Annotated in this window: 9 protein-coding genes and 3 rRNA genes; all 12 read left to right on the forward strand. The window is 60.3% G+C overall.

The window, feature by feature from the left end; genetic code table 11:
• Window positions 1–250 precede the first annotated feature (250 nt).
• The 12 genes from ACVWZT_RS12525 (at window position 251) to recD (ending at window position 21153) form a co-directional block, all read left to right on the forward strand.
• On the forward strand, window positions 251–1975 hold the full coding sequence (locus tag ACVWZT_RS12525) for an acetolactate synthase 3 large subunit (protein WP_457469558.1): 1725 nt from the start codon (window positions 251–253) through the stop codon (window positions 1973–1975).
• Between the two features lies 1 nt (window position 1976).
• Window positions 1977–2468, forward strand: coding sequence for an acetolactate synthase small subunit (gene ilvN / locus ACVWZT_RS12530; protein WP_003250040.1), 492 nt, complete (start codon window positions 1977–1979; stop codon window positions 2466–2468).
• A 56-nt stretch (window positions 2469–2524) separates the two neighbouring features.
• The gene (gene ilvC, locus ACVWZT_RS12535) at window positions 2525–3541 is read left to right on the forward strand and encodes a ketol-acid reductoisomerase (RefSeq protein ID WP_013974255.1); all 1017 of its coding nucleotides are present in this window, start codon (window positions 2525–2527) and stop codon (window positions 3539–3541) included.
• A gap of 149 nt (window positions 3542–3690) precedes the next feature.
• The gene (pssA, locus tag ACVWZT_RS12540; RefSeq protein ID WP_170032690.1) at window positions 3691–4542 is read left to right on the forward strand and encodes a CDP-diacylglycerol--serine O-phosphatidyltransferase; all 852 of its coding nucleotides are present in this window, start codon (window positions 3691–3693) and stop codon (window positions 4540–4542) included.
• A gap of 79 nt (window positions 4543–4621) precedes the next feature.
• The gene (gene msrP / locus ACVWZT_RS12545; protein ID WP_457469560.1) at window positions 4622–5635 is read left to right on the forward strand and encodes a protein-methionine-sulfoxide reductase catalytic subunit MsrP; all 1014 of its coding nucleotides are present in this window, start codon (window positions 4622–4624) and stop codon (window positions 5633–5635) included.
• Window positions 5635–6240: a protein-methionine-sulfoxide reductase heme-binding subunit MsrQ gene (msrQ, locus tag ACVWZT_RS12550; RefSeq protein WP_457469562.1), complete on the forward strand. Its 606-nt coding sequence runs from the start codon at window positions 5635–5637 to the stop codon at window positions 6238–6240. Before msrP ends, msrQ begins: the two co-directional genes overlap by 1 nt.
• A 499-nt stretch (window positions 6241–6739) precedes the next feature.
• Window positions 6740–8276, forward strand: a 16S ribosomal RNA gene (locus ACVWZT_RS12555).
• A gap of 313 nt (window positions 8277–8589) precedes the next feature.
• Window positions 8590–11481 (forward strand): 23S ribosomal RNA (locus tag ACVWZT_RS12560).
• Window positions 11482–11615: 134 nt separating this feature from the next.
• Window positions 11616–11731 (forward strand): 5S ribosomal RNA (gene rrf, locus ACVWZT_RS12565).
• Together the 16S, 23S and 5S rRNA genes form the textbook arrangement of a ribosomal RNA operon.
• Window positions 11732–11924: 193 nt before the next feature.
• The gene (gene recC / locus ACVWZT_RS12570) at window positions 11925–15407 is read left to right on the forward strand and encodes an exodeoxyribonuclease V subunit gamma (RefSeq protein ID WP_457469564.1); all 3483 of its coding nucleotides are present in this window, start codon (window positions 11925–11927) and stop codon (window positions 15405–15407) included.
• Window positions 15404–19081, forward strand: a complete 3678-nt coding sequence (gene recB / locus ACVWZT_RS12575; RefSeq protein ID WP_457469566.1) for an exodeoxyribonuclease V subunit beta — start codon at window positions 15404–15406, stop codon at window positions 19079–19081. The genes recC and recB overlap by 4 nt, the downstream gene beginning before the upstream one ends.
• Entirely contained in the window at window positions 19078–21153 is a 2076-nt protein-coding gene (gene recD / locus ACVWZT_RS12580; RefSeq protein ID WP_457469568.1) for an exodeoxyribonuclease V subunit alpha, read from the forward strand. The genes recB and recD overlap by 4 nt, the downstream gene beginning before the upstream one ends.
• Window positions 21154–21167 lie beyond the last annotated feature (14 nt).

Raw genomic sequence — 21167 nt, forward strand, 5'->3', positions numbered from 1 at the left:
ATCCAATCTCCGCTGTAGAGGGACTGCCAGAAGCAGACCCGCTAAGCAGATCATGAGGCGCACACCCGCGCCGACCTGTTACACCCCGCAACGCGTTACCTCGCGCTGGGTGGGAAAACCCCGCAACACTCTGGGGCGCTCCCAATACTTGCTCAGTCAGTGCTGACGTTCGCTCATGCTCTGCTTGGCAGTAAACCTATTAAGACCCGTCCAGTGAGGGCGGTATTCTGGCGTTTTAGAGGTGAACAACGTGGAGCTTTTATCTGGCGCTGAGATGGTCGTCCGCTTCTTGCGTGACGAAGGCGTTAAGCACATCTACGGGTACCCTGGTGGTGCTCTCCTGCATGTTTACGACGCGCTGTTCAAGGAACCGGAAGTCGAGCACATCCTGGTTCGTCATGAGCAGGCGGCTACCCATATGGCGGACGGTTACGCCCGTGCCACCGGCAAGGCCGGCGTGGTGCTGGTGACTTCCGGGCCTGGTGCGACCAATGCCATTACTGGTATTGCCACTGCCTACATGGACTCGATTCCGATGGTCATCCTGTCCGGCCAGGTGCCCAGCACCATGGTCGGCACCGATGCCTTCCAGGAAACCGACATGATCGGCATTTCGCGGCCGATCGTGAAGCACAGCTTCATGATCAAACACGCCAGCGAAATCCCGGAAGTACTGAAAAAAGCATTCTACCTGGCGCAATCCGGTCGCCCAGGTCCGGTCGTGGTCGATATTCCAAAAGATATGACCAACCCGGCCGAGAAGTTCGAATACGTCTACCCGAAAAAGGTCAAGCTGCGTTCCTACAGCCCGGCCGTTCGTGGCCATTCCGGGCAGATCCGCAAGGCTGCGGAGATGCTGCTGGCGGCCAAGCGCCCGGTGGTGTACTCCGGCGGTGGCGTGATTCTCGGCGGCGGTTCCGAAGCCCTGACCGAAATTGCCAAGTCGCTGAACCTGCCGGTCACCAATACCCTGATGGGCCTCGGTGGTTTCCCGGGTACTGATCGCCAGTTCCTCGGTATGCTCGGCATGCACGGCAGCTTCACTGCCAACATGGCCATGCACCATGCCGATGTCATCTTTGCTGTTGGTGCCCGCTTCGACGACCGAGTGGTGAACGGCCCGGCCAAGTTCTGCCCGAACGCCAAGATCATCCACATCGATATCGACCCGGCGTCGATCTCCAAGATGATCAAGGCCGACGTGCCGATCGTCGGCCCGGTCGACAGCGTCCTCAGCGAGATGCTCGGCATCCTCAAGGAAATCGGCGAGCACTCTGACAAGGCGGCGCTGGATGCCTGGTGGAAGCAGATCGATGAATGGCGTGGCAATGGCGAGCTGTTCCCTTACGACAAGGGCGACGGCAATGTCATCAAGCCGCAGAAGGTCATCGAGACCCTGTGCGAAGTGACCCATGGCGATGCCTTTGTCACTTCCGACGTCGGCCAGCACCAGATGTTTGCGGCGCAGTACTACCGTTTCAACAAGCCGAACCGCTGGATCAACTCCGGTGGCCTGGGCACGATGGGCTTCGGCTTCCCGGCGGCGATGGGCGTCAAGCTCAACTTCCCGGATCAGGACGTGGCCTGCGTGACTGGCGAAGGCAGCATCCAGATGAACATCCAGGAGCTGTCCACCTGCATGCAGTACGGCCTGCCGGTGAAGATCGTCAACCTGAACAACGGTGTGCTGGGCATGGTCCGCCAGTGGCAGGACATGTCCTACAACGGTCGTCACTCGCACTCGTATGTCGAGTCGCTGCCTGACTTCATCAAGCTGGCCGAGGCCTATGGCCATGTGGGTATCCGCATCACCAGCCTGAAGGACCTCAAGCCGAAGCTGGAAGAAGCGTTTGCGATGAAGGACCGCCTGGTGTTCATCGACATCGCGGTTGACCGCAGCGAGCACGTCTATCCGATGCAGATCAAGGATGGCTCGATGCGTGACATGTGGCTGAGCAAGACGGAGCGTACCTGATATGCGGCACATCATTTCCCTGCTGCTGGAAAACGAACCTGGTGCGTTGTCCCGCGTGGTCGGCCTGTTCTCCCAGCGTAACTACAACATTGAAAGCCTGACCGTGGCGCCGACCGAAGACCCGACCCTGTCGCGTCTGACGCTGACCACCGTTGGCCATGACGAAGTGATCGAGCAGATCACCAAGAACCTGAACAAGCTGGTCGAAGTGGTCAAGCTTGTCGACCTGTCGGAAAGCGCTCACATCGAGCGTGAACTGATGCTGGTCAAGGTCAAGGCCACTGGTGCCCAGCGCGCCGAGATCAAGCGCACCACGGATATCTTCCGTGGCCAGATCGTCGACGTGACCGCCAGCGTGTACACCGTGCAGCTGAGCGGCACCAGCGACAAACTGGACAGCTTCATCCAGGCGATAGGCACTGCATCGATTCTCGAAACCGTGCGCAGCGGCGTTACCGGCATTGCCCGTGGCGACAAAGTGCTCAGCATCTGAATTCCACAAATTAGCGATGGCTCCGCAGGGGCCGAGATATAACCAGGGGTATTTTCATGAAAGTTTTCTACGATAAAGACTGCGACCTTTCCATCATCCAGGGTAAGAAAGTCGCCATCATCGGTTACGGTTCCCAGGGGCATGCTCAGGCGTGCAACCTGAAGGACTCCGGTGTGGATGTCACCATCGGTCTGCGTAAAGGTTCGGCCACCGTCGCCAAGGCAGAAGCCCATGGCCTGAAAGTGACCGATGTTGCCTCCGCCGTCGCTGCTGCCGACCTGGTCATGATCCTGACCCCGGACGAATTCCAGGGCCAGCTGTACAAGCAGGAAATCGAGCCGAACATCAAGAAGGGCGCTACCCTGGCCTTCTCCCACGGCTTCTCGATCCACTACAACCAGGTGGTTCCGCGTGCCGACCTCGACGTGATCATGATCGCGCCGAAGGCCCCGGGCCACACCGTTCGCTCCGAGTTCGTCAAAGGCGGCGGCATCCCTGATCTGATCGCTATCTATCAGGACGCTTCGGGCAACGCCAAGAACGTCGCCCTGTCCTACGCCTCGGGCGTGGGTGGCGGCCGTACCGGCATCATCGAAACCACCTTCAAGGACGAGACCGAAACCGACCTGTTCGGCGAGCAGGCTGTTCTGTGCGGTGGTACCGTCGAGCTGGTCAAAGCCGGTTTCGAGACCCTGGTCGAAGCTGGCTACGCGCCGGAAATGGCCTACTTCGAGTGCCTGCACGAGCTGAAGTTGATCGTTGACCTCATGTACGAAGGCGGCATCGCCAACATGAACTACTCGATTTCCAACAACGCCGAGTACGGTGAGTACGTTACCGGTCCGGAAGTCATCAACGAGGAATCCCGCAAGGCCATGCGCAACGCCCTGAAGCGCATCCAGGACGGCGAGTACGCGAAGATGTTCATCTCCGAAGGTGCTACCAACTACCCATCGATGACCGCCAAGCGCCGCAACAACGCCGCTCACGGCATCGAGATCATCGGCGAGCAGCTGCGTTCGATGATGCCATGGATCTCGGCCAACAAGATCGTCGACAAGACCAAGAACTAAGTCTGTCGGAAGATGAAAAACGCGGCTTCGGCCGCGTTTTTTCGTTCTGGCAGCCGGCTTCTGGTATAAAGCAGACCAGTGGCCCGCTGTTAGAACCTGTCTTGTGGGCCCGTGTCGAACATTTTCCATCCTGTTGCAAGGTACCCTCCATGAGCGAACGTCCCGAAGAGCCGAACAAGCCCTCCGACGCCGAAAGCCTGCTACCTGTCGATGAGCACGTTGAAGAAGGGCATGATGCCGAAGGGCGCAAGGTGCGCCATCGTGGCATCTATCTGCTGCCCAACCTGTTTACCACCGCCAACCTGTTTGCCGGTTTCTATTCCATCATCAGCTCGATGAGCGCGCAGAGCGCCCTGAGTGCCGGTGACCCGCGCGAGGCGAGCAAGTACTTTGCCTTCGCTGCCATTGCCATCTTCGTGGCCATGGTGCTTGACGGCCTGGATGGCCGGGTCGCGCGCATGACCAATACCCAGAGCGCTTTCGGTGCCGAGTACGACTCGCTGTCGGACATGGTCGCCTTTGGTGTGGCCCCGGCCTTGCTGGCCTTCGGCTGGGCGCTGGGCGACATGGGCAAGGTTGGCTGGATGGTCGCCTTCATCTATGTGGCCGGTGCGGCGTTGCGTCTGGCACGTTTCAATACCCAGGTCGGTACTGCCGACAAGCGTTATTTCATCGGCCTGGCCAGTCCGGCCGCAGCGGGCGTGGTGGCGGGCACCGTATGGGCGTTCAGCGACTACGGTATCCAGGGTTCCAAGCTGTCGTTCCTGGTGGCGCTGCTGGTAGCTGCTGCCGGCATGCTGATGGTCAGCAACATCAAGTACAACAGCTTCAAGGAGCTAGACCTCAAGGGCCGGGTGCCGTTTGTGGCGATCCTGGCGGTGGTGCTGGTATTTGCCGTGGTGTTCAGCGACCCGCCGCGCATCCTGCTGTTGATCTTCCTCGCCTATGCGGCTTCGGGGCCGATCCAGTTCCTGCTGAAGGGGCGTCGGCGTAAAGCCTGATAGCCCGTTAATGTTGGAATAACCCTCCGGCTCCATAGTCTTACTGGTACATCCGCTATCCAGTGCCATGGAGCCGCCCATGCTCATCAAGCTATCCAGGTCTTTCGAATGCAAGGCATCGGAGATCACCCCCGAAAGCATCTATCTTTCCCGGCGTGCCCTGATGGGCGGTTCCCTGGCGGCTCTGGCTCTGGGGGCGTTGCCGGGCAGGGTAGGCGCGGCCGAGGTCTCGCGTTACGCCGATGTGCAGGCCGGGCATGCGCCGGCCTGGTTTGCCGACAAGCTTGCTGCCGCGCACTGGCAGGCGGTAACGGTCAAGGACGAGGCGATTACGCCGTTCAAGGATGCGACCCACTACAACAACTTCTATGAGTTCGGGCCGGACAAGGGTGACCCGGCGGCCAATGGCGAGAGCCTGAAAACCGAGCCGTGGAGCGTTGTAGTCGATGGCGAAGTGGGTAAGCCCGGGCGCTATGCGCTGGAAGACTTCGTCAAACCGTATCAGCTTGAGGAGCGCATTTACCGGCTGCGTTGCGTTGAGGCGTGGTCGATGGTCATTCCATGGCTGGGCTTTCCGTTGGCGCAGATACTCAAACAGGTCGAGCCGACTTCCAGGGCACGTTATGTGCGCTTCGAAACCTTGAAGGACCCGGAGCGCATGCCCGGGCAGCGTTCGGGTTTTGCCTTGATCGACTGGCCTTACAGGGAAGGCTTGCGCCTGGATGAGGCGATGCACCCGTTGGCGATCCTGGCGGTGGGCATGTATGGCCGCGAACTGCCCAACCAGAATGGCGCGCCGTTGCGCCTGGTCGTACCGTGGAAGTACGGTTTCAAGAGCATCAAGTCGATCGTGCGTATCAGCCTGGTGGCCGAGCAGCCTGGTACTACCTGGCAAGGCCTGGCGCCGGACGAGTACGGCTTTTACGCCAATGTGAACCCGACGGTCGATCATCCACGCTGGAGCCAGGCGCGTGAGCGGCGGCTGCCAAGCGGGCTATTCAGTCCCAACGTGCGGGAAACCCAGATGTTCAATGGCTATGCCGATGAAGTGGCGTCGCTGTATGCCGGCCTCGACCTGCGGAAGAACTATTGATGCGCTACCCCTGGTTTCGTCTAGCCATCTTCATCGTGGGGTGCCTGTTCCCGGCGTGGTGGTTGTATGAGGCCGCGCTGAATCTGCTGGGGCCGGACCCCGGCAAGATCCTGATGGATCGCCTCGGGCTTGGGGCGCTGACCTTCCTGCTGGTTACCTTGAGCATGACGCCGCTGCAGAAACTGACGGGCTGGCCGGGATGGATCGTTGTGCGCCGACAGCTGGGGTTGTGGGTATTTGCCTATATCGTGCTGCACATCCTGGCGTATCTGTTCTTTATCCTCGGGCTGGACTGGGGGCAACTGACAGTGGAGTTACGCAAGCGGCCCTACATTATTGTGGGCGCGTTGGGGTTCCTCGGGTTGCTGGCCTTGGCGGTTACCTCGAACAGGTATAGTCAGCGGCGCATGGGGGCGCGGTGGAAGAAGCTGCACAGGTTGGTGTATGGAGTGCTTGGGTTGGGATTGCTGCATTTCCTGTGGATCGTGCGCTCTGATCTGCGGGAGTGGGCGATCTATGCGTTCATCGGAGCTGTACTGATGCTGCTGCGAGTTCCTGCCATGGCGCGCGCTTTGCCCAGGTTGGCCCGAGGAAGAGCGGGTTGAAACATTTTTGAAATTAAAGGTTGACGCGGTTTCGAATGCCCTTATAATGCGCCCCACCTCCAGCGACATCGGAACGAAAAACTCCTTGTTCATCAAAGGGTTAAGTAGTGGCGGGAAAGCTGGAGGGGCTACGGTCGAATGATCGCAGTGGTCGAGACGAAGCTTGACAGCGGTTTTGAACGCTGTATGATTCGCCTCCCGCTACGAGCGATCGCAGCGAGTCAAGTGTTTGAAGCTAAACGAGTTTCTCGCGAAAAACTTCAAAATAAACGCTTGACAGGCAATGAGGAAAGCGTAGAATGCGCGCCTCGGTTGAGACGAAACGCTCTTGGCCAAACGCTCTTTAACAAATCGAATCAAGCAATTCGTGTGGGTGCTTGTGAGTACGGACTGATAGTCACAAAGATTATCAGCATCACAAGTGGCCATGCGAGAAATCACATAGTCATTTGAGATTGCTGAGCCAAGTTTAGGGTTTCTTAAAAACCCAAGCAGTATTGAACTGAAGAGTTTGATCATGGCTCAGATTGAACGCTGGCGGCAGGCCTAACACATGCAAGTCGAGCGGATGACGGGAGCTTGCTCCTTGATTCAGCGGCGGACGGGTGAGTAATGCCTAGGAATCTGCCTGGTAGTGGGGGACAACGTTTCGAAAGGAACGCTAATACCGCATACGTCCTACGGGAGAAAGCAGGGGACCTTCGGGCCTTGCGCTATCAGATGAGCCTAGGTCGGATTAGCTAGTTGGTGAGGTAATGGCTCACCAAGGCGACGATCCGTAACTGGTCTGAGAGGATGATCAGTCACACTGGAACTGAGACACGGTCCAGACTCCTACGGGAGGCAGCAGTGGGGAATATTGGACAATGGGCGAAAGCCTGATCCAGCCATGCCGCGTGTGTGAAGAAGGTCTTCGGATTGTAAAGCACTTTAAGTTGGGAGGAAGGGCAGTAAGTTAATACCTTGCTGTTTTGACGTTACCGACAGAATAAGCACCGGCTAACTCTGTGCCAGCAGCCGCGGTAATACAGAGGGTGCAAGCGTTAATCGGAATTACTGGGCGTAAAGCGCGCGTAGGTGGTTCGTTAAGTTGGATGTGAAAGCCCCGGGCTCAACCTGGGAACTGCATCCAAAACTGGCGAGCTAGAGTACGGTAGAGGGTGGTGGAATTTCCTGTGTAGCGGTGAAATGCGTAGATATAGGAAGGAACACCAGTGGCGAAGGCGACCACCTGGACTGATACTGACACTGAGGTGCGAAAGCGTGGGGAGCAAACAGGATTAGATACCCTGGTAGTCCACGCCGTAAACGATGTCAACTAGCCGTTGGAATCCTTGAGATTTTAGTGGCGCAGCTAACGCATTAAGTTGACCGCCTGGGGAGTACGGCCGCAAGGTTAAAACTCAAATGAATTGACGGGGGCCCGCACAAGCGGTGGAGCATGTGGTTTAATTCGAAGCAACGCGAAGAACCTTACCAGGCCTTGACATGCAGAGAACTTTCCAGAGATGGATTGGTGCCTTCGGGAACTCTGACACAGGTGCTGCATGGCTGTCGTCAGCTCGTGTCGTGAGATGTTGGGTTAAGTCCCGTAACGAGCGCAACCCTTGTCCTTAGTTACCAGCACGTTATGGTGGGCACTCTAAGGAGACTGCCGGTGACAAACCGGAGGAAGGTGGGGATGACGTCAAGTCATCATGGCCCTTACGGCCTGGGCTACACACGTGCTACAATGGTCGGTACAGAGGGTTGCCAAGCCGCGAGGTGGAGCTAATCTCACAAAACCGATCGTAGTCCGGATCGCAGTCTGCAACTCGACTGCGTGAAGTCGGAATCGCTAGTAATCGCGAATCAGAATGTCGCGGTGAATACGTTCCCGGGCCTTGTACACACCGCCCGTCACACCATGGGAGTGGGTTGCACCAGAAGTAGCTAGTCTAACCTTCGGGGGGACGGTTACCACGGTGTGATTCATGACTGGGGTGAAGTCGTAACAAGGTAGCCGTAGGGGAACCTGCGGCTGGATCACCTCCTTAATCGACGACATCAGCCTGCTGATGAGCTCCCACACGAATTGCTTGATTCATGGTTGAAGGCGACCAACGCCCTGCCTGGGGCGCGTTGTACCTGATCAAACTCAGAAATGAACATTCGCATCGAATGTTGATTTCTGGCTTTTGTCAGATCGTTCTTTAAAAATTCGGATATGTGATAGATATAGACTGATGGTCAGTTTCACTGCTGGTTATCAGGCTAAGGTAAAATTTGTGAGTTCTGCTCGAAAGAGCAACATGCGAATTTTCGGCGAATGTCGTCTTCACAGTATAACCAGATTGCTTGGGGTTATATGGTCAAGTGAAGAAGCGCATACGGTGGATGCCTTGGCAGTCAGAGGCGATGAAAGACGTGGTAGCCTGCGATAAGCTTTGGGGAGTCGGCAAACAGACTGTGATCCAGAGATCTCTGAATGGGGGAACCCACTCAGCACAAGCTGAGTATCTTGTACTGAATACATAGGTGCAAGAGGCGAACCAGGGGAACTGAAACATCTAAGTACCCTGAGGAAAAGAAATCAACCGAGATTCCCTTAGTAGTGGCGAGCGAACGGGGACCAGCCCTTAAGTTGATTTGAGATTAGTGGAACGCTCTGGAAAGTGCGGCCATAGTGGGTGATAGCCCCGTACACGAAAATCTCTTGTCAATGAAATCGAGTAGGACGGAGCACGAGAAACTTTGTCTGAACATGGGGGGACCATCCTCCAAGGCTAAATACTACTGACTGACCGATAGTGAACCAGTACCGTGAGGGAAAGGCGAAAAGAACCCCGGAGAGGGGAGTGAAATAGAACCTGAAACCGTATGCGTACAAGCAGTGGGAGCCTACTTTGTTAGGTGACTGCGTACCTTTTGTATAATGGGTCAGCGACTTATATTCAGTGGCGAGCTTAACCGAATAGGGGAGGCGTAGCGAAAGCGAGTCTTAATAGGGCGTTTAGTCGCTGGGTATAGACCCGAAACCGGGCGATCTATCCATGGGCAGGTTGAAGGTTAGGTAACACTGACTGGAGGACCGAACCGACTACCGTTGAAAAGTTAGCGGATGACCTGTGGATCGGAGTGAAAGGCTAATCAAGCTCGGAGATAGCTGGTTCTCCTCGAAAGCTATTTAGGTAGCGCCTCATGTATCACTCCAGGGGGTAGAGCACTGTTTCGGCTAGGGGGTCATCCCGACTTACCAAACCGATGCAAACTCCGAATACCTGGAAGTGCCGAGCATGGGAGACACACGGCGGGTGCTAACGTCCGTCGTGAAAAGGGAAACAACCCAGACCGTCAGCTAAGGTCCCAAAGTCATGGTTAAGTGGGAAACGATGTGGGAAGGCTTAGACAGCTAGGAGGTTGGCTTAGAAGCAGCCACCCTTTAAAGAAAGCGTAATAGCTCACTAGTCGAGTCGGCCTGCGCGGAAGATGTAACGGGGCTCAAACCATGCACCGAAGCTACGGGTGTCATCTTTGATGACGCGGTAGAGGAGCGTTCTGTAAGCCTGTGAAGGTGAGTTGAGAAGCTTGCTGGAGGTATCAGAAGTGCGAATGCTGACATGAGTAACGACAATGCGAGTGAAAAACTCGCACGCCGAAAGACCAAGGTTTCCTGCGCAACGTTAATCGACGCAGGGTTAGTCGGTCCCTAAGGCGAGGCTGAAAAGCGTAGTCGATGGAAAACAGGTTAATATTCCTGTACTTCCAGTTATTGCGATGGAGGGACGGAGAAGGTTAGGCCAGCCTGGCGTTGGTTGTCCAGGTTTAAGGTGGTAGGCTGGAATCTTAGGCAAATCCGGGATTTCAAGGCCGAGAGCTGATGACGAGTTGCCTTCAGGCGACGAAGTGGTTGATACCATGCTTCCAAGAAAAGCTCCTAAGCTTCAGATAACTGGGAACCGTACCCCAAACCGACACAGGTGGTTAGGTAGAGAATACCAAGGCGCTTGAGAGAACTCGGGTGAAGGAACTAGGCAAAATGGCACCGTAACTTCGGGAGAAGGTGCGCCGGCGAGGGTGAAGGACTTGCTCCGTAAGCCCATGCCGGTCGAAGATACCAGGCCGCTGCGACTGTTTATTAAAAACACAGCACTCTGCAAACACGAAAGTGGACGTATAGGGTGTGACGCCTGCCCGGTGCCGGAAGGTTAATTGATGGGGTTAGCGCAAGCGAAGCTCTTGATCGAAGCCCCGGTAAACGGCGGCCGTAACTATAACGGTCCTAAGGTAGCGAAATTCCTTGTCGGGTAAGTTCCGACCTGCACGAATGGCGTAACGATGGCGGCGCTGTCTCCACCCGAGACTCAGTGAAATTGAAATCGCTGTGAAGATGCAGTGTATCCGCGGCTAGACGGAAAGACCCCGTGAACCTTTACTATAGCTTTGCACTGGACTTTGAATTTGCTTGTGTAGGATAGGTGGGAGGCTTTGAAGTGGGGACGCCAGTTCTCATGGAGCCATCCTTGAAATACCACCCTGGCAACTTTGAGGTTCTAACTCAGGTCCGTTATCCGGATCGAGGACAGTGTATGGTGGGTAGTTTGACTGGGGCGGTCTCCTCCCAAAGAGTAACGGAGGAGTACGAAGGTGCGCTCAGACCGGTCGGAAATCGGTCGTAGAGTATAAAGGCAAAAGCGCGCTTGACTGCGAGACAAACACGTCGAGCAGGTACGAAAGTAGGTCTTAGTGATCCGGTGGTTCTGTATGGAAGGGCCATCGCTCAACGGATAAAAGGTACTCCGGGGATAACAGGCTGATACCGCCCAAGAGTTCATATCGACGGCGGTGTTTGGCACCTCGATGTCGGCTCATCACATCCTGGGGCTGAAGCCGGTCCCAAGGGTATGGCTGTTCGCCATTTAAAGTGGTACGCGAGCTGGGTTTAGAACGTCGTGAGACAGTTCGGTCCCTATCTGCCGTGGACGTTTGAGATTTGAGAGGGGCTGCTCCTAGTACGAGAGGACCGGAGTGGACGAACCTCTGGTGTTCCGGTTGTCACGCCAGTGGCATTGCCGGGTAGCTATGTTCGGAAGAGATAACCGCTGAAAGCATCTAAGCGGGAAACTTGCCTCAAGATGAGATCTCACTGGAACCTTGAGTTCCCTGAAGGGCCGTCGAAGACTACGACGTTGATAGGTTGGGTGTGTAAGCGCTGTGAGGCGTTGAGCTAACCAATACTAATTGCCCGTGAGGCTTGACCATATAACACCCAAGCAATTTGCTGACGCAGATTGCGGTGGTGAAGATGAAACGAACCGAAAGTTCGCAACGAACCACGAACATCACATATCCGGATTCGCTGGAGTGTCTACCAGGACCTTCTGGCAACAGAATTTCTTGACGACCATAGAGCATTGGAACCACCTGATCCCATCCCGAACTCAGTAGTGAAACGATGCATCGCCGATGGTAGTGTGGGGCTTCCCCATGTGAGAGTAGGTCATCGTCAAGATTCATTTCGCAAAACCCCTATCTGCGCATGCAGGTAGGGGTTTTGTCTTTGTTGCGCAAAAAACTTCCGCGGTATGCGCTGTTCCTGTGGGAGCGGGCGCGGATGCTCCCATACCGGTCGCGACACCAGGCCACTTTTCTGTTCGCGTGATATCGTTCCCCCTCAGCCACCAGCGCCTTGCAGAGACCTGTCGATGTCCAGCACCAAGCACCTCCATCCCGGCTTCATGATCGTCCATGGCAACCGCCTCGACGACCTGCGTAGCCTGGTGGTGAGCTGGATGCGTCGCTATCCCCTGGCGCCGCTGGAAAATGAAATCGCCCTGGTACAAAGCAATGGCATCGCCCAATGGCTCAAACTGGCCTTGGCTGAAGACCCATTGGAAGACGACCTTGGCGGCTGCGGCATCGCTGCCGCAATCGACGTACAACTACCAGGCAGTTTCATGTGGCAGCTGTACCGGAGCGTGCTGGGGCGCGACGAGATTCCCCAGGTTTCGCTGCTCGACAAGGCACCGCTGACTTGGCGCCTGATGCGCCTGCTGCCGGCCTTGATCGAACGTCCGCACTTCGAGCCGCTGCGGCGCTTCCTTGTCGACGACAGCGACCTGCGCAAGCGCTACCAACTTGCCGAACGCCTGGCCGACCTGTTCGACCAGTACCAGGTCTACCGCGCTGACTGGCTCAAGGACTGGGCTGCCGGTGAGCACATCCTCAACACCGCCCGTGGCGAGCGCAAACCGTTGCCCCCGGGGAACCGCTGGCAAGCCGAGTTATGGCGGGCATTGCTGGAAGATGTCGGCGAGCAGGGCATGGCGCAGAGCCGAGCCGGCGTCCATCAGCGCTTCCTCGAACGCATCAACGGCCTGGAGCAGGCACCGCCAGGGTTACCGCCCCGGGTGATCGTGTTCGGCATCTCCTCGTTGCCAGCCCAGGCCCTGGAGGCACTGGCCGGCCTGGCACGCTTCAGCCAAGTGTTGCTGTGCGTGCACAACCCATGTCGCCACCACTGGGCCGATATTGTTGCCGACAAGGACCTGTTGCGGCATCAGTACAAGCGTCAGCAGCGCAAGCAAGGCATGCCCCTGCAACTGGACGACCAGTCGCTGCATCAACATGCCCACCCTCTGCTGGCTGCCTGGGGCAAACAGGGCCGCGACTATATCAACTTGCTCGACAGTTACGATGACCCTGCCAGTTACCAGGGTGTGTTCAGCGATGGCCGCATCGACCTGTTCAGCGACGGCTCGCCTGCAACGCTGCTCAACCAGTTGCAGGATGACATCCTCGAACTGCGCCCGCTCACCGAAACCCGAGACTTGTGGCCGGCAGTCGACCCAGTACAGGATCGCTCGATCCGCTTCCACATTGCCCACAGCCCGCAACGGGAAGTGGAGATACTCCATGATCAGTTGCTGGCCCGCTTCAGTGCCGATCCTACCCTGCGCCCTCGTGACGTCATCGTCATGTTGCCGGCCATCGATACCTACGCGCCGCACATACGCGCCGTTTTCGGCCAGTTGCAGCGCAACGACCCGCGGTATATCCCGTTCACCCTGACCGACCAGGGGCAACGAGGCCGCGAGCCGTTGCTGATTGCGCTCGAACACCTGCTCAAGCTGCCCGACAGCCGTTTCGCGGTCAGCGAAGTGCTGGACCTGTTGGACGTGCCGGCCGTCCGCGCCCGTTTCGGTATCCGCGAAAGCGACCTGCCCACGCTGCACCGCTGGATCGAAGGCGCCGGCATCCGCTGGGGCCTCGATGCCGAGCAGCGGGCCAGCCTCGGGTTACCCGCCGGGCTGGAACAGAACAGTTGGCGGTTCGGCCTGCGGCGGATGCTGCTGGGTTACGCAGTAGGCGTGGGGGAAGCCTGCGACGACATCGAACCCTACGATGAAATCGGTGGGCTGGATGCAGCACTGATAGGCCCGCTGGCCGCCTTGCTCGAGGCCCTCGATGTGGCCTGCCAGGCCTTGTCCGAACCTGCCACGGTCAGTCAGTGGGGAGAGCGCCTGCATGCCCTGTTGCAGGTATTCTTCCTGGCCGAGGGCGAGCGTGACGAGTTTCTGCTGATGCAATTGCAGGATCTGCGCGATAGCTGGCTTGAGGTATGCCAGGCCGTTGGCCTGCAAGACCCGCTGCCGTTGACTGTCGTACGCGAAGCCTGGCTGTCGGGCCTTGACCAGGGCAAGTTGTCCCAGCGCTTCCTCGCCGGTTCGGTGAACTTCTGCACCCTGATGCCGATGCGCGCCATCCCGTTCCGGGTGGTCTGCCTGCTGGGCATGAACGATGGCGACTACCCGCGTACCCAGCAACCGCTGGACTTTGACCTGATGGCCAGTGACTACCGCCCGGGCGACCGCTCGCGTCGCGAGGATGACCGTTACCTGCTGCTGGAAGCGCTGCTCTCGGCACGCGACCAGCTCTATGTCAGTTGGGTCGGGCGTAGCATCCGTGACAACAGCGAGCGCCCGGCCTCGGTACTGATCGGCCAGCTACGCGACCACCTCGCGGCCGGCTGGCATCTGGCCAATGAACTGCAGGGGCAGCCAGCTGAGCCAGGCGAGCAACTGCTGCATGCCCTGACCCAGGAGCACCCGTTGCAACCGTTCAGCCCGCGCTACTTCGAAAAAGGCAGCCCGCTGTTCAGCTTTGCACATGAATGGCAGGTGCTGCACCAGCAGGGGCAGGAAGACGAGCTGGACCACCCCGGCCTGCCGCCCTATCAGAACGATGAAGCCCTGAGCCTGCCCATGCTGGGTGACTTCCTGCGCCACCCGGTGCGGCACTTCTTCAGCCAGCGCCTGAAAGTGTACTTCGAAGCGTTGGAGGCACCGCCCCCGGACGAAGAGCCCTTCGTTCTCGATGCCCTGCAACGCTACGGTGCGAGCGAAAGCCTGCTCGGCGCAGCGCTGGCCGAGCCGGACAATCCCGAACAGGCCCTGCAGGCGCAGGCCCGGCGCCTGCAGGCCTGTGGCCTGCTGCCATTGGCAGGCTTCGGCGAGTTGCTGCAGCGCGAGCTGATCGAGCCGCTGCCAGACCTGCTGCAACGCCACCGCCAGTTGTTGCAGCGTTGGCCGCACCTGGTCGAGGGCGCGTTACCGGTGCATTTCGAGCATGGCCAGCACCGCCTCGAAGGCTGGCTGGGGCGGGTATTCCAGGCGGCTGACCAGAGCCTGCTGAGCATCTCGACCGTGCCCAACACCATCAGCGCGGGGCGCAATGCCCTCAAGTGGCACCGCCTGATCATGCCCTGGGTCAACCACCTGGCCGCGTGCGCGGCGGGCTATTCCTATCACAGCGCACTGGTGGCCAGCGACCTGACCCTGCTACTTGCGCCATTGCCGCAGGCGCAGGCGGCGCAATTGCTGGGCGATTTGCTGGTGGCCCGTCAGGCGGGGATGAACGCACCATTGCCGGTCGCGGCCAAGACCGCATTCGCCTGGCTGGCCCAGGACGACAGTGACAAAGCCCTGGCCGCCGCAACCCGCGCCTACGAAGGCGACGGGCGCACCAGCTTCGGCGAGCGCAGTGAAAGCGTCGCCCAGGCCCGCCAGTTCCGCGACTTTGCCGCGCTCACTGCTGACGAAACCTTCGAAGGCTGGTGCGAAACGTTGTACCGCCCCTTGTTCGACGCCGCTTGGCAGACCCTGGGCAACCCGGAGAAAGGCGCATGACCCAGGACCGTCCCCTGGCACTGAGATTCCCCCTGCATGGCAGCCAGCTGATCGAGGCCAGCGCCGGCACGGGCAAGACGTTCACCATTTCGGCGCTTTACCTGCGCCTGATCCTCGGCCACGGCGGCGAGCAGGGCTTCGATCGCGAGCTGCTGCCCCCGCAGATCCTGGTGGTAACCTTCACCGACGCCGCGACCAAAGAGCTGCGCGAGCGCATCCGGGCCCGCCTGGGCGAAGCTGCGCGGTTCTTCCGCGGTGAACTGCAAGCTGCTGATCCGCTGTTGCATCAGTTGCGTGATGACTACCCGGAAGAGGCCTGGCCGCGCTGTGCCGGCCGCCTGGAAATCGCTGTGCAGTGGATGGACGAGGCTGCCGTGTCGACCATCCACGGCTGGTGTCAGCGCATGCTCCGCGAGCACGCCTTCGACAGCGGCAGCCTGTTCACCCAAACCCTGGAAACTGACCACAGCGACTTGTTGGCGCAAGTGGTGCGCGATTACTGGCGGCGCTTCTGCTATGGCATGCAAGGCGATGCGCTGGCCTGGGTGCGCAACCACTGGGGTAGCCCTGACGCCTTGCTGTCGCGCATCCGCCCGCTGTTCGGCCGGGTGCGCGCCCAGCAGGAAGGGCTGGAGCCGGCGGCGCTGATCGAGGCGTCGCTGCAGCAGCGTGGCGAGCAGTTGGCCCGGCTCAAGGCACCGTGGACGCAATGGGCCGAGGAGCTGCGGCAGATCTGCCATGCTGCGGTGGCCGCCAAGCAGGTCGACGGCCGCAAGATGCGTGCGCAGTATTTTGATTCCTGGTGCGACAAGCTCTGCGCCTGGGCTGCTGACGAGCAGTTGGTCGAGCTGGAGCTGGGCAGCGGCTTCAGCCGCCTGACGCCGGCGGGCATGCTTGACGCGTGGAAGTCCGGTGAGCCACCTGTCCACCCGGCACTCGATGCCATGCAAGCCCTGCAACAACAGTTGCAGGCTTTGGAGAGCCCGGAGGCACCCTTGCTCGAGCATGCGGCCAGCTGGGTATCGGCACGTTTCGAAGTCGAAAAGCGTCGGCGTGCGGAAATGGGCTTCGACGACATGCTCATGCGCCTGCAGCAGGCCTTGGCCAGCGAGGCTGGCGAGCGCCTGGCCGGGTTGATCCGCGAACAGTTCCCGGTCGCCCTGATCGACGAGTTCCAGGACACCGACCCGGTCCAGTACGGCATCTTCGAGCGCATCTACCAGATCAGCGAAAACCGCAATCAGACCGGCCTGTTCATGATCGGCGACCCCAAGCAGGCGATCTATGCCTTCCGTGGCGCCGACATCTACACCTACCTTGCTGCGCGCCGCGCCACCAGTGGTCGCCTGCACAGCCTGGATACCAACTACCGCTCCAGCAAGGCCATGGTCGCAGCGGTCAATCAGCTGTTCCTGCAGGCCGAGGCGCGTGAAACCGGGCGGGGTGCGTTCCTGTTCCGCGAGGCTGACGACAACCCGCTGCCGTTCATCGAGGTTCGTGCCAAAGGCCGGGGCGAGCAATTCCTGATTGATGGTGAGCCCTGTGCAGCCCTGCAATGTTGGCAATTGGAAAGCGAGGAACCGGTTTCCGGCAGCGTCTACCGCCAGCAGCTTGCCGCCAGTTGCGCCAGCCACATTGTCGCCTTGCTCAACGGCGGCCAGCAGGGCAGCGCAGGTTTCCGTGATGCCGAGGGCGAATTGCGCCCGTGCCTGCCCTCCGACATTGCCATCCTGGTCCGTGATGGGCACGAGGCGCAAATGATCCGTGCCGAGCTGGCCGCGCGCGAGGTGCGCAGCGTCTACCTGTCCGACAAGGACTCGGTGTTCGCCGCTCAGGAAGCGCATGACCTGCTGGCCTGGCTGAAGGCCTGCGCCGAACCCGATTCGGAACGCCTGCTCAAGGCGGCCCTGGCCAGCCTGACTCTCAATCTGTCGCTGGCGGCACTGGACCGGCTGAACCAGGACGAGCGCGTCTGGGAAGCCTGGGTCATGCGTTTTCGCTGCTACCGCGATATCTGGCAGCGCCAGGGCGTGCTGCCAATGCTGCGGCACCTGCTGCATGACTTCCAGTTGCCGCGCACGTTGATCCGTCGCAGTGATGGCGAGCGGGTGCTGACCAACCTGCTGCACCTGGCCGAGCTGCTGCAGCAGGCCGCTGGCGAACTGGATGGCGAACAGGCGCTGATTCGGCATCTGGCCGAGCACCTGGCCAGTTCCGCCCAGGCCGGCGAGGAGCAGATCCTGCGCCTGGAGAGCGACGAGCAACTGGTCAAGGTGGTGACCATTCACAAGTCCAAGGGCCTGGAATACCCCTTGGTCTATCTGCCGTTCATCTGCACCAGCAAACCGGTCGATGGCAGCCGTCTGCCACTGGCCTGGCATGACAGCCTGGGTAACGCTCATCTCACCCTCACGCCTGACCCGGAACAGATCGAGCGCGCCGATGACGAGCGCCTGGCCGAGGACCTGCGCCTGCTTTACGTGGCCCTGACCCGTGCCCAGCATGCCTGCTGGCTGGGCGTTGCCGACCTCAAGCGCGGCAATCAGAAAAGCTCGCAGTTGCACCGTTCGGCGTTCGGCTACCTGCTCGGTGGCGGCCTCGCCTTGCCGGGCTCGGAGCAACTGGGGAGCTGGTTGCAGGCCCTGGCGGCAACCAGCCCGCACATCAGCTGCCCAGGCCTGCCGCAAGCGGATCAGCAGCTGTATCGCATGCCGCATGCCACGCGGGAGTTGCTGCCGGCACGCAAGCCACGCCGTGCGGCGGCCGAGCATTGGTGGATCGCCTCGTACAGCGCCCTGCGCATCGGCGAACAGGCGCTCGGCGCCGACAGCTCGCAGGCGCAGCAGTTGTTCGACGACGAAAGGGCCGACGCGCAGATGTTGCGTGAGGTCCCGGCCGACAGTGGCGATATCCACCGCTTCCCGCGTGGGCCCAACCCCGGCACCTTTCTCCACGGCTTGCTGGAGTGGGCGGGCCGTGAGGGCTTCAGCCAGGTGAGTGGCAACCCGCAGCTGATCCAGGAAACCGTTGGCCAGCGCTGCAACCGGCGTGACTGGACCGGCTGGATCACCACCCTCAGCCAATGGCTGCAACGCCTGCTGGGTGAGGCGTTACCGTTGGCAGGCAAAGGCCTGAGCGTGACCCTTGGGCAATTGCGCCACTATCAGGTGGAAATGGAGTTCTGGTTCGCCAGCCGTCAGGTCGATGCCGAACAGCTCGACCGCCTGGTGGCTCGCCATACCCACCCCGGCCTGGCGCGCCCGGCGGCGCAACCAACCTTGCTCAACGGCATGTTCAAAGGCTTCATTGACCTGGCGTTCGAGCTGGACGGGCGCTACTACGTGGCCGATTACAAGTCCAACTGGCTGGGCCCGGACATCCAGGCCTACGATGGCCTGGCCATGGAGAAAGCCATTCTCGAACACCGTTACGACCTGCAGTACGTGCTGTACGTGCTGGCCCTGCATCGCCAGCTGCGCGCGCGTCTGCCCGATTATGACTACGACCGCCATGTCGGCGGCGCTCTGTTCATCTTCCTGCGCGGTGCCAGCAGCAGCGGCCACGGTGTGTATCACACCAAGCCGCCGCGTGAGCTGATCGATAGCCTCGATGCGCTGTTCCGCGGCGAGCACCCGCCCATGCAGCAGGACCTGTTTGCCGGAGCCATGATATGAGCCGCAGCCTAGTCGACCTGTTGCCAACCCCGCTGCAGGCCGAGCATTTGCTGGCCCTGAAGCCACGACACGACAGCGCTGACCTGCTGCAACTGCTCGACCGTTGGGTGGAGCGCGGCTGGTTGCGAGCCCTGGACCGCGCGTTCGTGCTGTTCCTGGAAGAGCGCGCTCCCGGTAGCGATCCCTTGCTGTTGCTGGCCGCTGCCCTGGCGAGCCATCAGCTGGGCCATGGCCATGTCTGCCTTGATTTGCAGCAAACCCTGGCAGAGCCCGACTTCGCGCTGTCGTTGCCGCCCGAAGGCGATGCTCTGACTGGCCCCTTGCTGCTCCCCTCGCAATTGCTGGCCAACCTCGACCTGCACGCCTGGCGCCAACGGATTGCCGCCAGCGCCCTGGTGGCTGCCGGCAATACCCCAGGGCAGCAAGCGCGGCCGCTGGTGCTCAGCGGCGAGCGCCTGTACCTGCGCCGCTACTGGAATTACGAGCGGCGCATCGACCATATCCTGCGTCAGCGTCTGACCAAGGCCGACGCTGCAACGGCCGACTTGCCGGCTCGTCTGGCGCAGCTGTTCGACGGGGGAGTGCCAGTGGGCCAGGTCGACTGGCAGAAGCTCGCCTGCGCCCTGGCCACCCGCGCCGGCTTCAGCATCATTACTGGCGGCCCCGGTACCGGCAAGACGACCACCGTGGTACGCCTGTTGGCCTTGCTGCAGGCGCCGGCGGTGGAGCAGGGCAGGCCGCTGCGCATTCGCCTGGCCGCGCCGACCGGCAAGGCGGCGGCGCGCCTGACCGAATCCATCGGCCAGCAAGTCGAACGCCTTCAGGTCAGCGCCGAGGTACGCGGGCAGATCCCTACCGAGGTCAGCACCGTGCACCGCCTGCTCGGTAGCCGACCAGGCTCGCGACACTTCCGCCACCATGCCGGCAACCCGTTGCCCCTGGACGTGCTGGTGGTCGACGAAGCCTCGATGATCGACCTGGAAATGATGGCCAACCTGCTCGATGCCCTGCCGCCACGGGCGCGCCTGGTGCTGCTGGGTGACAAGGACCAACTGGCCTCGGTCGAAGCCGGCGCGGTACTGGGCGACCTGTGCCGTGACGCCGAAGACGGCTGTTACTCACCGGCGACCCAGGCATGGTTGGAACAGGTCGGTGGCGAGTCGCTGGCCGGCAGCGGCCTCAAGACCGGTGACGAGCAGCGCCACCCGCTAGCCCAGCAGGTGGTGATGTTGCGCTTCTCACGGCGTTTCGGCGAGGGCAGCGGCATTGGCCAGCTGGCCCGGCTGGTCAACCGCCAGGAAGCGCATGCGGCGCGTAAACTGCTGGCCATGCCGCCTGCCGACGTGCACAGCCTGGCCCTGAAGCACGAGCACGACCGCGCCTTCGACCGCCTGCTGCTCGACGGCCTTGACCGGGGCAGCGATGGCCCGCAGGGCTACCGCGGTTATCTGCGTACCCTCGGACGCTACCGTCCGGCGCTCGATACCGCCGTTGATGACCCTGCATGGGAGCAATGGGCAGGCAAAGTGCTGCAAAGCTTCGAGGACTTCCAGCTACTGTGTGCGGTACGCCGCGGGGCCTGGGGCGTCGAAGGCCTCAACGAGCGGGTGGCACAGGTGCTGCACAATGCCGGGTTGATCGACAACCAACAGCCCTGGTACGAAGGACGTCCGGTGCTGGTGACGCGCAACGATTACGGCCTGGGCCTGATGAACGGTGACATCGGCATCGCCTTGCGCCTGCCGGACGAGCACGGTGAGCCCCTGCTGCGCGTGGCCTTCCCGCGCAACGACGGCAGCGGCGGTGTACGCTTCGTCCTGCCCAGCCGGTTGAACGAGGTGGAAACGGTATTCGCCATGACCGTGCACAAGTCGCAGGGCTCGGAGTTCGGCCACACCGCTCTGGTGCTGCCCGAAGCGCTGAACCCGGTGCTGACCAAGGAGCTGATATACACCGGGATTACCCGCGCCAAGCACTGCTTCAGCCTGGTCGAACCGCGCCAGGGCATTTTCGAAGAAGCGGTGGCACGCAAGGTTCGGCGTATTTCCGGGTTGATGCTCGAGCAGGTCTGAGTCCGCACGCGGTC

This window comes from Pseudomonas sp. TE21394, assembly GCF_054057835.1.

Excerpts from the sequence above, each read along its gene's own strand:
- ilvN (WP_003250040.1), top strand. The coding sequence starts at position 1,977 with ATGCGGCACATCATTTCCCTGCTGCTGGAAAACGAACCTGGTGCGTTG.
- ilvC (WP_013974255.1), top strand. The coding sequence starts at position 2,525 with ATGAAAGTTTTCTACGATAAAGACTGCGACCTTTCCATCATCCAGGGT.
- pssA (WP_170032690.1), top strand. The coding sequence starts at position 3,691 with ATGAGCGAACGTCCCGAAGAGCCGAACAAGCCCTCCGACGCCGAAAGC.
- msrP (WP_457469560.1), top strand. The coding sequence starts at position 4,622 with ATGCTCATCAAGCTATCCAGGTCTTTCGAATGCAAGGCATCGGAGATC.
- msrQ (WP_457469562.1), top strand. The coding sequence starts at position 5,635 with ATGCGCTACCCCTGGTTTCGTCTAGCCATCTTCATCGTGGGGTGCCTG.
- recC (WP_457469564.1), top strand. The coding sequence starts at position 11,925 with ATGTCCAGCACCAAGCACCTCCATCCCGGCTTCATGATCGTCCATGGC.
- recB (WP_457469566.1), top strand. The coding sequence starts at position 15,404 with ATGACCCAGGACCGTCCCCTGGCACTGAGATTCCCCCTGCATGGCAGC.
- recD (WP_457469568.1), top strand. The coding sequence starts at position 19,078 with ATGAGCCGCAGCCTAGTCGACCTGTTGCCAACCCCGCTGCAGGCCGAG.